Raw genomic sequence first — 12,430 nt, forward strand, 5'->3', positions numbered from 1 at the left:
GCTTCAGTTGCTGGCGGCGGCGGGCGGGGTCGCCGGCTTCGGCGGGATGACCTGGTAGAGCTGGAAGCGCTCACCCTCGAAGATCAGCTTCAGCCGGTCGGGATCGGGATCGGGCGCGCCGCGCTCGGTGAACAGCACGTAGACATAGTCGAAGTGCTGGGGCCACAGGTCCCAGTAGCGGGGGCCGTCGGCGGTGGGCTCCTCCTCGGTGAGCACGAGCTGCTCGATCTGGGGCGGCGTGCCGTCCTCGGTGTCCACGTGATCGCGGTACGGCAGGTTTGCGCGGAGGATCTGCTTGCCCTTCACGGTGAAGGCGGTGGTGACGAGGCTGGACCGCTCGATGATGGCGAGGCACGCCGCGTGCACGAGGCCGAGGTCGCGCGGGTCATTGCCGCCCTGGATGTCGGCGTAGGCCACCAGCACCCGCGAGCCGGGGTGGATGAGGCTGATGGACTTCTGGAAATTGGTGGTCCACTGGCTCAGCCGGTCCCACACCAGCTGCACCTCCGCCACGCGCACCGCCAGCAGCACGATGAGCACCACCACGAAGCCGCGCTGGGCGAGGCGATGGCGCAGATCCACCTGGATGGTGGCCAGCACCAGGAAGGCGATGGCGATGGGGAAGCGCTGGTCCGCCATGTAGGTGGCGAACACCACGCGCGGCATGGCGAGATAGACCGCGCCCGCCACCACCAGCAGGGGCACCAGCAGGGGGTGCGTGCGCAGCAGCCGGTGCTGGATGGCCCAGGCCGCCGCCAGTACCACCACCGCCGAGAGCACGAACGCCACGATGTCGTAATAGACGTTGATGACGAATTCGACGCCCTGCAGCTTGCCCTGCGGCTCCCAGATGTTCTGGCTCGACAGGCCCCAGGTGGGGCTGGCGATGAGCATGGGGATGATGATGGCGAACGGCAGCCCCGAGGCGACGAAATCCACCAGCCGGGGCACCAGCGGCGTGCCGCGGCGCCCGAACAGCCGCGCCAGCTCGAACGAGAGGATGCCCACGGCATAAACGCCGGCCGCGAACAGGTGGCAGAAGAACAGCGCCACCACGAAGGCGGCGGACACCATGAAGCGTAGCGGCCAGGGCCGCTCGCGCAGGAGGCTCCAGAACGCCAGGGCGAACAAAGCGAGCCCGATGCCGAAATAATAGTTCATCACGCCGATGAGGAAGATGCTGTTGTACAGCAGCGGGAAGGCCAGCAGCGGCAGCGCTGACCAGCTTCCGAACAGGGCGCGGTGAAGCGTCAGCGTGCCGCCCGTGATGAGGGCGAAGCACATGAGCGTGTAGATTTCGCCGGCCACGTAGATGTTGGTGACGCGGTCGATGACCGGTACCACCATATCCATCATCAGGTTGGGCAGGATCGACCAGTCCAGCGAATAGAAGCGCGCGAGATCCTTGTCATGGGACAGGGACGCGATGATGTGCATCCGCGCCAGGTGGTTCACATAGTCCGACAAGGGCGGGATGGGGTGGGTGAGGATCGGGATCGCGGCGAGGGCCAGGCACACCACGAAGAGCACCGCGATAAGCGGGCGCGACAGGTCGTGCGCGCGGCGGGGCGGCAGGCGGAGCGCGGGCTGGGGCGCCTTCGGAGGCAGGTGCGGCTGGGCGGACATGGGTGAACTCTGCCTGGGGATGCCCGCTCGGGAGCGCGCATGCTTGGGTTTGGGAGACGCGGTGGCGGCCGTTGCGAATGCGGTCTTCGGGCCCCTCCGTCGTCGGCACGTCTTGCGCGCGTGCCTGCTTCGGACGGGTGGGGCCCCGGCGCCCGCCGGGCGGTCGAGGCTCGTGGCGGTGAAACACTTTGCCAGCGTGCTCTTCGCACCCCGATTGTGGTGCGCAGGAGGCCCTTTATCATCACGTTTTCGCGATCGGTGAAATGCCTTTTTGGTCGGATGTCAACACCCGCCCGCGCCCTTCCCCGGTGGCGGCGAACGGGCTATGACGGCGCCGTTCGAGGGAGGCGGCGCGCCTGCGTGGTGCTTCCCCCCAAGCCCCTCGGGCCGACCCGCTTGAGCGAGATCTCCATGACCGAGACCGTCCTGTCCCCCATCGCGGAAGCACAGCTCCAGGCCGAAGTGCTGGCGAAGGCGCTGCCGCACATGCAGCGTTATGATGATACCGTCATCGTGGTGAAGTACGGCGGCCACGCCATGGGCGACGAGGACGTGGCGCGCCACTTCGCGCGCGACATCGTGCTGCTGGAGCAGGCGGGCGTGAACCCCGTGGTGGTCCATGGCGGCGGCCCGCAGATCGGCGCCATGCTGCAGAAGCTCGGCATCAAGTCCGAATTCGCCGCCGGCCTGCGCATCACCGACAAGGCCACGGTGGAAATCGTCGAGATGGTGCTCGCCGGCGCCATCAACAAGCAGATCGTGGGCTTCATCAACGAGGCCGGCGGCAAGGCGATCGGCCTGTGCGGCAAGGACGGCAACATGGTGCGCGCCCGCAAGGCGAGCCGTGTGGTGGTCGATCCCGACAGCAAGATCGAGCAGGTGGTGGACCTCGGCTTCGTCGGCGAGCCCGACACTGTCGACACCATGGTGCTGGACCAGATCCTGGGACGCGACCTGGTGCCGGTGCTGGCGCCGGTGGCGGCCGCGGTGGATGGCGGCACCTACAATGTCAACGCCGACACCTTCGCCGGTGCCATCGCCGGTGCGCTCGGCGCCAAACGCCTGCTGATGCTCACCGACGTGCCCGGCGTGCTCGACCGGAACAAGCAGCTCATCCCGCGGCTCACCATCGCCGAGGCGCATGCCCTCATCGCGGACGGCACCATCTCCGGCGGCATGATCCCCAAGGTGGAAACCTGCATCTACGCCCTGGAGAAGGGCGTCGAGGGTGTCGTCATCCTCGACGGCAAGGTGCCTCACGCGGTGCTGGTGGAACTGCTCACCGACCACGGCGCGGGCACCCTCATCACCCGCTGACGGCGTTCCCCGCGGCGAGGGGCATCCCTCGCCGCGGGTTTGCTTATCCGCCGTGGCGTATGTGGCCCGCGCGGCTCAGCGGCTCGGCAGCGTGTCGGCTCCGGGGCCGAGGGCGCGCTGCATCAGCACAGTGTCGATCCAGCGGCCGAGCTTGAAGCCGGTGTTCGGCAGGGTTCCGATGGGCGCGAAGCCGCAGGCGCGGTGCAGCGCGATGGACCCCGTATTGCCGCTGTCGCCGATCACCGCCACCATCTGCCGGAAGTCGCGCGCCTCGCATTCGACGATCAGCGCCTGCAGCAGGGACTTGCCGATGCCCCGGCCGTGCATGCGATCGTCCACGTACAGCGAATTTTCCACCGTGTTCCAGTAAGCGACGCGCGGCCGGAAGGCGCTGGCATAGGCATAGCCCACCACGTGGCCCTCCTCCTCCCGCACCAGGAAGGGGTATCCCGCATCGACGATGGCCTGCTGGCGGCGGGCCATCTCCGCGGGGCCGGGTGGGTCGATCTCGAAGGAGGCGGTGCCGGCGATGACGGCGGCATCGTAGATGGCGGCGATGGCGGGGCTGTCTTCGGGGGTCGCGGGGCGGATCGGCATGGTCTTCATTCCACTGGCTGCGCATGACGCCGGGGGCCTGGACGCGCCGGAGGCTCCGGCGCGGTTCCCACCCCCTGCCGCCCGCGTCGTTGGAGCTTTCCTCCGCCGCGGGCACGCTGCTCTTATACCACCAGCTCGGCTTTTCCACCGCCTCCGCGCCGGGGCCTCCGCCTCTCTCGCTTCTGCCGCGCAGGCAAAAGAAAACCCCGGCCGAAGCCGGGGTTTCCATGAGATCCGTCGGTAAAATACCGCGTCAGTTGCTGTTGCGGTTGCCGAAGAGCTGGAGCAGCATCATGAACAGGTTGATGAAGTCCAAGTAGAGGGTGAGCGCGCCCATGATGGCCTTCTTGCCCATCACCGCCACGTCATCGCCCTCGAAATACATCTCCTTGATGCGCTGGGTGTCGTAGGCGGTGAGGCCCGCGAACACCAGAACGCCGACCACGGACACGATGAACTGCAGCATCGAGGAGCCGAGGAAGATATTCACCAGCGAGGCGATGATGATGCCGAACAGGCCCATCATCAGGAAGGTGCCCATCCCGGAGAGGTCCTTCTGCGTGGTGTAGCCGTAGAGGCTCAGCGCGCCGAAGGAAGCCGCGGTGATGAAGAACACCCGCACGATGCTCTCGTGGGTGTAGACGAGGAAGATGGTGGAGAGCGAGACGCCCACCAGGGCCGCATAGACCCAGAAGGTGATCTGCGCCGCAGAGACGCTCATGCGCTCCACGCGGAAGCTGAGGAAGAACACCGCCGCCAGCGGGGCCAGCATCACCACCCACTTCAGCGGGCTCACGAACAGCGTGTAGCCGAGCTGGGTCAGCATGATGCCGCCGGCAACCCGCCCGGCCGCGAGGCTCGGGTCCGTGGTGACGGACAGCATGTAGATGCCGAGCGCGGCCGCGCCCGTGATGGCGAGGCCGAGCGCCATGTAATTGTACACGCTGAGCATGTACGAACGCAGCCCCTGGTCGATCGCGGCCTGCGAGCGTGCCACCGACGGGTTCCAACGCCCGGCGACGTTGCGATCATAATCGGACATCGTCGTTCCCCTTCAAGAAACTCTTAAACCCCTTTGCCGGCGCGCAAACACACCGCTGGGTTCGTGCGTCAATATGGTGGGTTCCGTATAGGGCGGCAAGACGAATGAAGATGAAATTTACGCAAGGTCACTCTAGGTCAGCTTGGTGATCGAGACCTAATGCCGCTGCCGTCCGGATGCGACTTCCGCTATGGTCGCGCAGGGTCAGGGCAACCGGCATGAGGCATCGGCGGGGCAGGGCGGGCGGCGCGGGGACGCGGACGCAGGAGTGTGCGCGGGGTGGAGGTGGGTTCCCTGGTCCACAACCTCTGCGAGCTTTTTATCTCGGAGCAATCCCAGGCCTCGCGCTGCTTCCGGTCATCGTCTCAATGGCTGGCGAGGCGCGGGCCGGCGCGTGGACGCTCGAAGGCGGACGCGGGCAGGCGATCGTGCAGAGCGCGGCGGTCCATTCCTCCTCCGAGTTCGGTCCCTCCTCCCACCTCTACGATAGCCGCCCCTACGACAAGGTGGAGGTGGCGCTGGTGCTCGAATACGGCCTCACTGACTGGCTGACCCTGATCGCGGCGCCGCAGTTCCTGTCCGTCTCCCTGGGCGACCCCGATCCCTCCTCCTATGACGGTCTCGGCTATACGGATGCCGGCGCGCGCGTACGGCTCTGGCGACAGGACAATCTGGTGGTCTCGGCGCAGGTGACGGGGCGCTTCTCCGGCACCGGAAATGCGCAGAGCGCGGCGGCGGTGGGCTATGAGGACCCGGAGCTGGACCTGCGCCTGCTTGCGGGGCTCTCCTTCACCTTGTGGGACCGGCCAGCCTATCTCGACGCTCAGCTCGCCCAGCGCATGCGCTTCGGCGATCCGCCGGACGAGGTGCACCTGGACCTGACCCTGGGCGTGCACCTCGCGGAGCGCTGGCAGGCGCTGGTACAGTCCTTCAACGTGGTTTCGGAAGGGGCGGGCGAGGGGCCCTACTTCGATGCCTCCTACGAATATTACAAGGTCCAGCTCGGCGCGGCCTATGACTGGAGCGCGGCGATGACGCTGCAGGCAGCTTTGGTGACCACCTGGTTCGCCCGCAACGCGCCGCAGGAAAATGGCCTGGTGCTCAGCGCCCTCTATCGCTTCTGAGGCGGCCGCTCGCCGGCGGTGACGAGGCGGATGCCGAGCGCGATGGGCACGATGCCCAGGAGATCGAGCGGCGGCACGCTCTCGCCCAGCAGCAGCCAGCCGAACAGCAGCCCCAGCGGCGGCATCAGGAAGTGCAGGGCGCTGGCGCGGGTGGCGCTGGAGCGGTTCAGGATGAACAGCCACAGGCTGAAGGCCCCCACCGAGGCGCCGAGGGTGAGGTAGAGGAAAGAGACCGCCAGCGACGGCGTGAGGTGGATGCGCGCGGGGTCTTCCAGCGCCAGCGCGAACGGCACCAGCACCAGCCCGCCGGCCAGCGCCTGCACGCCGCTGCCCAGCACCAGGGTGCCTGCCGGCAGCCGCGCGCGCTTGTAGGCGAGGGTGCCGGCGGTGAGCGCCACCAGCGCCGCGAGCACGAACAGCGCCCCCACCGGGTCCTCGTGTCCGCCGCCGAGGCGCGAGCGCAGCACCAGCGCCACCCCGGCGAAGCCCAGGAGCAGGCCGGCGAGCTTGCGCCCCGTCATCCCCTCGCCCAGCAGCGGGGCGGCGGCGAGGGCGGTGAGCAGAGGCGTCGCGCTCACCACCACTGCGGTGAAGCCGGACGAGACGGTGGTCATGCCCCAGTAGGAGAAGCCGAGATAGGCCGCGTTGTTGAGTACGCCGATGCCGGCGAACAGCGCGAGCGCGCGCCAGCCCACCCGCCTGAGGGCGCCCATGGCCGCGCAGGCGGCCAGCAGAACGCCTCCCGCCAGCAGGAAGCGGGCAGAAAGAAGCAGCAGCGGCGGGCAATCGGCCAGCGCGGTCTTGGCGGCGGCGAAAGCCGAGCTCCAGATAAGGCAGAACAGCACGATCAGCACCAGCGTGCCGTCGATGGTGAAGCCGGGGGCGAGGGAGAAGGAGAGGGGCCGGTTCATGGCGGGCTCGCGGATGGTGCTGGCCTTCAGCAATCGCATGGCGGGCATCCATTGAGAAATTCGATGTTTTGATGTTGAGTATCGGAAACCTGAATGCTTTGCGTCTCTAGGCGCGGGAGCGCGGCATGTTCGATCTCGACCTTCTCAAGGCCTTCGTGAGCGTGGTGGATGCCGGCGGCTTCACCCGCGCCGGCGAGCGGGTGCACCGCACCCAGTCCACCGTGAGCCAGCAGATCCGCCGGCTGGAGGAGCAGGCGGGCCGCGAGCTGCTGGTGCGCGGGCCGCGGGCGGTGAGCCTCACCGCCGAGGGGGAGCGGCTGCTGGCCTATGCCCGGCGCATCCTGGCCCTGAGCGCGGAGGCGCGGGCCGCCCTCGCGGATGGCGGGGCGGGGGTGGTGCGACTCGGAATCCCCGAGGACTTCGCCCTCGCGGCGCTGACCGGCCTCGTCGCCGATTTCGCCCGCCGCCACCCGGCGGTGCGCCTCGCCGTGCGCTGCGCGCTGAGCTGCGAGCTGGCGGCCGACCTGGAACGAGGAGACCTCGATATCGCCCTCATGAAGCGCGACGGCGCGGGGGCCGGGGGAGCGGCCGGCCGGGCAGCCGCGCGCGCGAGCTGGCCGGAGCGGCTGGTGTGGGTGGGCGGGCCGGCTGGCCCGGCCGACCCTGCGGGGCTCGATCCGCTGCCGCTGGTGGCCTTTCCCCAGGGCTGCCTCTACCGCAACCGGGCGGTCCACGCGCTGGAACAGGCCGGGCGCGACTGGCGCATCGCCTATGAGAGCCCGAACCTCATCGGCGTCTCCGCGGCGCTGGCCGGGGGACTCGGCATCGCGGTGCTGGAACAGCGGGCGGTGGCGCCCGGCCAGCGGGTGCTCGACGCATCCGCCGGCCTGCCGGCCATCGCGCCCACGCAGCTTGCCCTGTGCGTTGCCCCGCGTGCGCCGGACCCTGTGGAGGCGCTGGCGGATGCCGTGGCCGTCTTCTGTGATCGCGAGGCGGGGATGCGCGACGCGGCCTGAGCGCCCTCAGCCCTCCAGAAGCAGCCGGCGGCCGAGCCGGGCCGCGCCCAGCAGACCCGGCGCCGCATGGGTCACCACCTGCACCGGCACCTGGGCAAGGCGCTCGCCATAGGGCGGATGATCCTCGAAGGCGGCGCGGAACGGGCTGTCGGCGAACAGGGGGGCGAGGCCGCGTCCGAGCCCCCCGCCCACATAGACGCCGCCCAGCGCCTCGAACGCGAGCGCGAGGTCGCCGAGCACCCGCCCCAGCACGCGCAGGAACAGGGCGCAGGTTTCCTTCTCGCTCGGCTGGCCGCCCAGGGCTGCTTTCACGATGGCGTGGGCGGAGAGGCGCTCGCCGGTGAGGATGCGGTGCATGCGCACGAGCCCACCGCCGGAAAGCACGTGCTCCACCGCCACCGGCCCCATGTCGCGCACCATGTGGGCGATGAGCCGGGCCTCGTCGGTGGTCACGGCGCCGAAGCGCATGTGCCCGGCCTCGCTCGGCAGCACGTCGTGGCCGCCCTCGCGGGTGAGGATCAGCGCGGTTCCAAAGCCCGTGCCCGGCCCGCACACCAGCCGCGGCCGCCCCGCCGCGGCCCGCCCTACGCCCACCGCCAGCAGATCGTCCCGCCCGAGCTGTGGCACCGCATGGGCGAAGGCCACGAAATCGTTGAGCACCTCCACACGTTCGAGGCCGAGCGCCGTGCCCAGCCCGGCACGGGAGAAGCGCCACTCCCGGTTGGTGAGGCGGACCTCGTCGCCGTCCACGGGCCCGGCCACCGCCAGCACCGCTCCCACCGGCGCTTCCCCGGATACGGCGGACAGATAGGTGCCTACGAGATCCTGCACCGAGGTGTAGGAATCATTCGTTTCCAGGCGCACGTCGAAGGGCACGCCGTCGGCGCCGCTGCGCGCGATGCGGGTGGTGGAGCCGCCGATGTCTGCGATGAGGACGGTGGGGGCCATGGGCGGGGTCCGCTTCGTGAAGGGGCGCGCAATCTAGAGCATTTTCTCGCGCCCGGTATGGTCTTGCGCGGGGTGCGGCGATGGAGCCCCCCGCGGTCTCTTTTCAGCCTTCAATCTCGCGGAGAAGGACGCGGGCGACAAGGTGGCGCCGTGGCCCCGCCTGCCGTAAGGTGCAGCAAATATGTGCGCCATCGGCCCCAAGGGGCTGGCGGGAAGGGCGGTGCTGCGTACATAAAGCGGCGAGGCTCCTTCCGCGATGCGGCGACATCGGGCGGGTGGAACTCGCGATCGAGGCAACCAGGCGTGGCGGCAGTGCCGCTGCGCCGCAGGCATGGCGAAACGCAGTGATCGATATCTACACGATCATCTTCCTGGCCCTGGCCGTGTTCATCTTCGTGCGGCTGCGCAGCGTGCTGGGCCAGCGCACCGGGCGTGAACGGCCGCCTTACGATCCCTATTCCCGCGACACCGCGCGCCCGCCACAGCCGGCGCCCGACAACGTTGTGCCCCTGCCTGAGCGCAACACCGTCAACCCCGGCGTGCCGCAGCCCGTGGGCGAGGACGAGGCACCCAAGTATCGGTGGGAGGGCGTGGCGCCCGAGGGCAGCCCGGCGGCGGCCGCCCTGGATGCGATCGCGCGCATCGAGCCCGACTTCGACGCGAAGCACTTCCTCTCCGGCGCCAAGGCCGCCTACGAGATGATCGTGACCGCGTTCGCCAACGGTGACCGGCGGACCTTGAAGGACCTGCTCTCCAAGGAGGTCTACGACAATTTCGCCGCCGCCATCACCGAGCGCGAGGGCCGGGGCGAGACCATGGAATCGCGCTTCGTCGCCATTTCCCGTGCTGATCTGGAGCAGGCGGTGGCGCAGGGCGCGACGGCGCAGCTCACGGTGCGCTTCGTCTCCCAGCTCATCTCCGTCACCCGCGGGCGGGACGGTGGCGTGGTGGACGGCAGCCCGGACACGGTGGCGGACGTGACGGACGTGTGGACCTTCGCCCGCGAGCTGGGCACCCGCAATCCCAACTGGAAGCTCGTGGCCACCGAAGCGGCGCAGTGAGGCGGCGATCGTGGCGGCATCGAAGGAACGGCAGCGGACATCGGACGGGGCCGGGCGGCCGGCCCGACGCATGCGGGCTCGCTTATGTCGGGCGATTGCCGTCGCGGCGGTGGCCAGCCTCGGTCTCTCCGCCAGTGCTAGCGCCGCGCCGACGCTGATCGTGGCCGCCCCGGTGGAGCCCGCGGCGACGCCGGCCATTCCCGGCGCCCGGCTGATGCCGGTTCGCTTTTCCGATCTCAAGGGCTGGAAGGACGACGACCTCGCCGCGGCCTTCCGCGCCTTCCGCGCGAGCTGCGGCGCCCTGCGCGCGCCGCCTGCGCCCGGCGCGCTGCCTTCGGCCGACACTCTGGCCCGCGGCCTGCTCGCCGCCTGCGGCGCGGCAGATGCCCTCGGCCTGGATAACCCCTCGCGCGAGGTGGCGCGGCTGTTCTTCGAGCTCAATTTCCGCCCCTACCGCCTGGTGCCGGATACACATCCGGATGCCTTCCTCACCGGCTATTACGAGCCGGAGGTGGACGGCGCGCTGGAGCCGGGCGGCGGGTTCGATGTGCCGGTCTATGGCCGGCCGCCGGATCTCGTGATGACCGCGGGGGTTGTGGCCAATGGCGGCGGCGCGATGCGCGTTGAGAACGGCCGAGAGGTGCCCTATTACGACCGCGCCGAGATCGAGGACGGCGCCCTGAAGGGGCGCGGGCTGGAGATCGCCTACCTCAAGGACCCGGTGGATCTCTTCTTCATGCAGATCCAGGGGTCGGGCCGGGTGCGGCTGCCGGACGGACGGGTGCTGCGCCTCAATTACGACGGCTACAACGGGCGGCCCTATACGCCCGTGGGCAAGCTGCTGATCCAGCGCGGGCTGGTGTCGCGGGACGAGATGTCCATGGAGCGCATCCGCGCCTTCATGGAGCAGTACCCCGACGCCGGGCGGGAACTGCGCCGCGAGAATCGATCCTTCGTCTTCTTCAAGGCTCTTGAACTCTCGGCCGACGAGGGTGCCATGGGCGCTCAGGGCGTGTCGCTCACGGCGGGGCGATCGCTGGCTGTGGACCGGCGGCTGCACACGTTCGGCTCCCCCTTCTTCGTGGAGGCGGTGCTGCCCCTGTCCGCGCCCCGCGCGGCCGACGCCTTCCGGCGGCTGATGATCGCCCAGGACACCGGCTCCGCCATCGTCGGGCCGGGGCGGGCCGACCTGTTCTTCGGCGCGGGTGCGGAGGCGGGCGCGGTGGCCGGGCGGATCCGCCATCGGGCGCAGCTCGCCTTGCTGGTGCCGCGCTTCGCCGAGCCGGACCCGCCGACCGGGAGCGTGCCGGAGGAAAAGGCAGCAGGGGCGGCCGAAGCCGGCCGGCCATGAGCCGGAGGGGGCGCCGCCGGCTGCTGAGCGCGGAAGAGCGGGCGCTCTGGGCGCTCGTGGTGCGCGAGGTGAAGCCCCTGAAGCCGGAGCCCCATCCGCATTCCTCGGAGGAGGGGGCTGCCCCGCCTCCGGCCACGGTGGGGGCGGAGAACGCTTCGGCGGCGGCATCCGCCGCCCGCTCCAGATCCGCATCTCCGCCGGCGGCTCCGGCCAAGGTGCCGCCGCCGAAGCCGCCGCTCCCCCTTGCGCCATTGGAGCCGAAGGCACGCCGCCGGCTCGGGCGCGGCGCGGAGGTGGACGCACGCATCGACCTGCACGGCCTTACCCAGGTGCTGGCGCACCGGCGGCTGCGGTTGTTCCTCATGGAGGCGCAGGCGCTGGGCCATGGGGTGGTGCTGGTCATCACCGGCAAGGGCGACCCGGAATCCATCGGCGGCGGGCATTTCGGGGAGGGCAGGGGCGTGCTGCGGCGGGCTGTGCCACACTGGCTGGCGGAGCCGGATCTGCGCAACGTGGTCCTGGGCTTCGAGGCCGCATCCCGGCGCCATGGCGGCGAGGGAGCCCTTTACGTGCGCATCCGCAGGCGGCGCGGCGTGGACTGATGCCGGCCCGCCTCAGGCGCGACTGTCGCTCCCTGATCGCGGGCTTTCGCTGGTCACGGGCGCCGCTCCCGCGGCCGCAAAACAGGCCGGCTTTGCGAAATGTCCCGGGCGAGCAGAGACCGATTGCCGGAATTCAAGGTGGAGCAATGCGTTAGAGCCGCCCGGGTGGGGCTCGACCTGCCGGGGGTATCCCCGGCGCCTCATGCTCGCGCCGGCTCGTGGCAATCACTTCAGATGATTGGGCTTAAGCACTTCCTTCACGCGAACCCGTATCCACTTCGCGTGAAAATGCTCTAGATCTCCCGCCCCTCGACGGTAAGGACGAGCTGGCCCTCAAGCTCCTTTGCGCCCTCGAAGCGGGGGTTGACCTCCAGCGCCTTGCGCGTGGCCTCCAGCGCCCTCTTGTCGTCGCCGATGTCGCGCAGGATCAGGGCGAGGCCGTAGAGCATGGGAAAGTGCCGGGGCTCGCGGGCGAGCACTTCGCGGATGTCGGCCAGGGCCGGCCCGTAGTCGTCGCGCATGTAGTAGATGGTCGCGCGCTTGGAGAGCGCGCCGATGTCGTCCGGGTCGATGTCGATCGCCTGGCCGAGGATCTTCAGCGCGAGGTCATACTGCTTGGCTTCCAGCGCCACGCTGGCGCGCGCCATCAGCAGATCGACGCTGGTGCTGTCGGTGGTGTTGAAGAGGCGGTCGAGCCGGTCCGCGATGACCTTGGCGCTGCGCTCGTCCGGTGCCACTTTCAGGGCCGCGAAAAGCCCTTCGAGCTGGGTGCGCTTGTCCTTCGGCGCCTTGCGCGGGGAATGGGGCGCCGCGCCATCGGGTCCGGCCGGTGCGG

12 protein-coding genes are annotated in these 12,430 nt (G+C 69.7%); 6 read left to right on the top strand and 6 right to left on the bottom strand.

Annotated features, from left to right (window positions below; translation table 11 throughout):
• Positions 1 to 3: 3 nt before the first annotated feature.
• Positions 4 to 1,626, bottom strand: coding sequence for a hypothetical protein (locus tag V5F61_RS06570; RefSeq protein ID WP_393987837.1), 1,623 nt, complete (start codon positions 1,624 to 1,626; stop codon positions 4 to 6).
• 411 nt (positions 1,627 to 2,037) lie between these two features.
• Between V5F61_RS06570 and argB the strand changes: the two genes are divergently transcribed.
• Entirely contained in the window at positions 2,038 to 2,943 is a 906-nt protein-coding gene (gene argB / locus V5F61_RS06575) for an acetylglutamate kinase (protein WP_393987836.1), read from the top strand.
• Positions 2,944 to 3,018: 75 nt separating this feature from the next.
• Here the strand turns inward: argB and V5F61_RS06580 are convergent, their stop codons facing one another.
• The gene (locus V5F61_RS06580) at positions 3,019 to 3,549 is read right to left on the bottom strand and encodes a GNAT family N-acetyltransferase (protein WP_393987835.1); all 531 of its coding nucleotides are present in this window, start codon (positions 3,547 to 3,549) and stop codon (positions 3,019 to 3,021) included.
• Positions 3,550 to 3,793: 244 nt separating this feature from the next.
• Positions 3,794 to 4,582: a Bax inhibitor-1/YccA family protein gene (locus V5F61_RS06585; RefSeq protein WP_393987834.1), complete on the bottom strand. Its 789-nt coding sequence runs from the start codon at positions 4,580 to 4,582 to the stop codon at positions 3,794 to 3,796.
• Between the two features lie 368 nt (positions 4,583 to 4,950).
• Here V5F61_RS06585 and V5F61_RS06590 point away from each other — a divergent pair, with 368 nt between their 5' ends.
• On the top strand, positions 4,951 to 5,706 hold the full coding sequence (locus V5F61_RS06590) for a hypothetical protein (RefSeq protein WP_393987833.1): 756 nt from the start codon (positions 4,951 to 4,953) through the stop codon (positions 5,704 to 5,706).
• On the opposite strand, the gene V5F61_RS06595 is transcribed toward V5F61_RS06590, so the two are convergent.
• On the bottom strand, positions 5,694 to 6,656 hold the full coding sequence (locus V5F61_RS06595) for a DMT family transporter (RefSeq protein WP_393987832.1): 963 nt from the start codon (positions 6,654 to 6,656) through the stop codon (positions 5,694 to 5,696). The two genes, V5F61_RS06590 and V5F61_RS06595, sit on opposite strands and share 13 nt — an antisense overlap.
• Positions 6,657 to 6,742: 86 nt before the next feature.
• Here V5F61_RS06595 and V5F61_RS06600 point away from each other — a divergent pair, with 86 nt between their 5' ends.
• The gene (locus V5F61_RS06600; protein ID WP_393987831.1) at positions 6,743 to 7,633 is read left to right on the top strand and encodes a LysR substrate-binding domain-containing protein; all 891 of its coding nucleotides are present in this window, start codon (positions 6,743 to 6,745) and stop codon (positions 7,631 to 7,633) included.
• Between the two features lie 6 nt (positions 7,634 to 7,639).
• On the opposite strand, the gene V5F61_RS06605 is transcribed toward V5F61_RS06600, so the two are convergent.
• Complete coding sequence (locus V5F61_RS06605) at positions 7,640 to 8,581, bottom strand: glucokinase (RefSeq protein WP_393987830.1); 942 nt, start codon at positions 8,579 to 8,581, stop codon at positions 7,640 to 7,642.
• Positions 8,582 to 8,928: 347 nt separating this feature from the next.
• Here V5F61_RS06605 and V5F61_RS06610 point away from each other — a divergent pair, with 347 nt between their 5' ends.
• The 3 genes from V5F61_RS06610 (at position 8,929) to V5F61_RS06620 (ending at position 11,595) form a co-directional block, all read left to right on the top strand.
• The gene (locus tag V5F61_RS06610; protein ID WP_393987958.1) at positions 8,929 to 9,642 is read left to right on the top strand and encodes a Tim44/TimA family putative adaptor protein; all 714 of its coding nucleotides are present in this window, start codon (positions 8,929 to 8,931) and stop codon (positions 9,640 to 9,642) included.
• A gap of 109 nt (positions 9,643 to 9,751) precedes the next feature.
• Positions 9,752 to 10,993, top strand: a complete 1,242-nt coding sequence (gene mltA / locus V5F61_RS06615) for a murein transglycosylase A (protein ID WP_393987829.1) — start codon at positions 9,752 to 9,754, stop codon at positions 10,991 to 10,993.
• On the top strand, positions 10,990 to 11,595 hold the full coding sequence (locus V5F61_RS06620; RefSeq protein WP_393987828.1) for a Smr/MutS family protein: 606 nt from the start codon (positions 10,990 to 10,992) through the stop codon (positions 11,593 to 11,595). The genes mltA and V5F61_RS06620 overlap by 4 nt, the downstream gene beginning before the upstream one ends.
• A gap of 293 nt (positions 11,596 to 11,888) precedes the next feature.
• On the opposite strand, the gene V5F61_RS06625 is transcribed toward V5F61_RS06620, so the two are convergent.
• Positions 11,889 to 12,332 (bottom strand): tetratricopeptide repeat protein, encoded by a 444-nt coding sequence (locus V5F61_RS06625; RefSeq protein WP_393987827.1) that lies wholly within the window; start codon positions 12,330 to 12,332, stop codon positions 11,889 to 11,891.
• Between the last annotated feature and the right edge of the window lie 98 nt (positions 12,333 to 12,430).

This window comes from Xanthobacter sediminis, assembly GCF_043195015.1.
Lineage (GTDB): Bacteria > Pseudomonadota > Alphaproteobacteria > Rhizobiales > Xanthobacteraceae > Xanthobacter.

Excerpts from the sequence above, each read along its gene's own strand:
- V5F61_RS06620 (WP_393987828.1), top strand. The coding sequence starts at position 10,990 with ATGAGCCGGAGGGGGCGCCGCCGGCTGCTGAGCGCGGAAGAGCGGGCG.
- V5F61_RS06595 (WP_393987832.1), bottom strand. The coding sequence starts at position 6,656 with ATGCGATTGCTGAAGGCCAGCACCATCCGCGAGCCCGCCATGAACCGG.
- V5F61_RS06580 (WP_393987835.1), bottom strand. The coding sequence starts at position 3,549 with ATGAAGACCATGCCGATCCGCCCCGCGACCCCCGAAGACAGCCCCGCC.
- V5F61_RS06605 (WP_393987830.1), bottom strand. The coding sequence starts at position 8,581 with ATGGCCCCCACCGTCCTCATCGCAGACATCGGCGGCTCCACCACCCGC.
- V5F61_RS06570 (WP_393987837.1), bottom strand. The coding sequence starts at position 1,626 with ATGTCCGCCCAGCCGCACCTGCCTCCGAAGGCGCCCCAGCCCGCGCTC.
- V5F61_RS06590 (WP_393987833.1), top strand. The coding sequence starts at position 4,951 with ATGGCTGGCGAGGCGCGGGCCGGCGCGTGGACGCTCGAAGGCGGACGC.
- V5F61_RS06585 (WP_393987834.1), bottom strand. The coding sequence starts at position 4,582 with ATGTCCGATTATGATCGCAACGTCGCCGGGCGTTGGAACCCGTCGGTG.
- V5F61_RS06600 (WP_393987831.1), top strand. The coding sequence starts at position 6,743 with ATGTTCGATCTCGACCTTCTCAAGGCCTTCGTGAGCGTGGTGGATGCC.
- argB (WP_393987836.1), top strand. The coding sequence starts at position 2,038 with ATGACCGAGACCGTCCTGTCCCCCATCGCGGAAGCACAGCTCCAGGCC.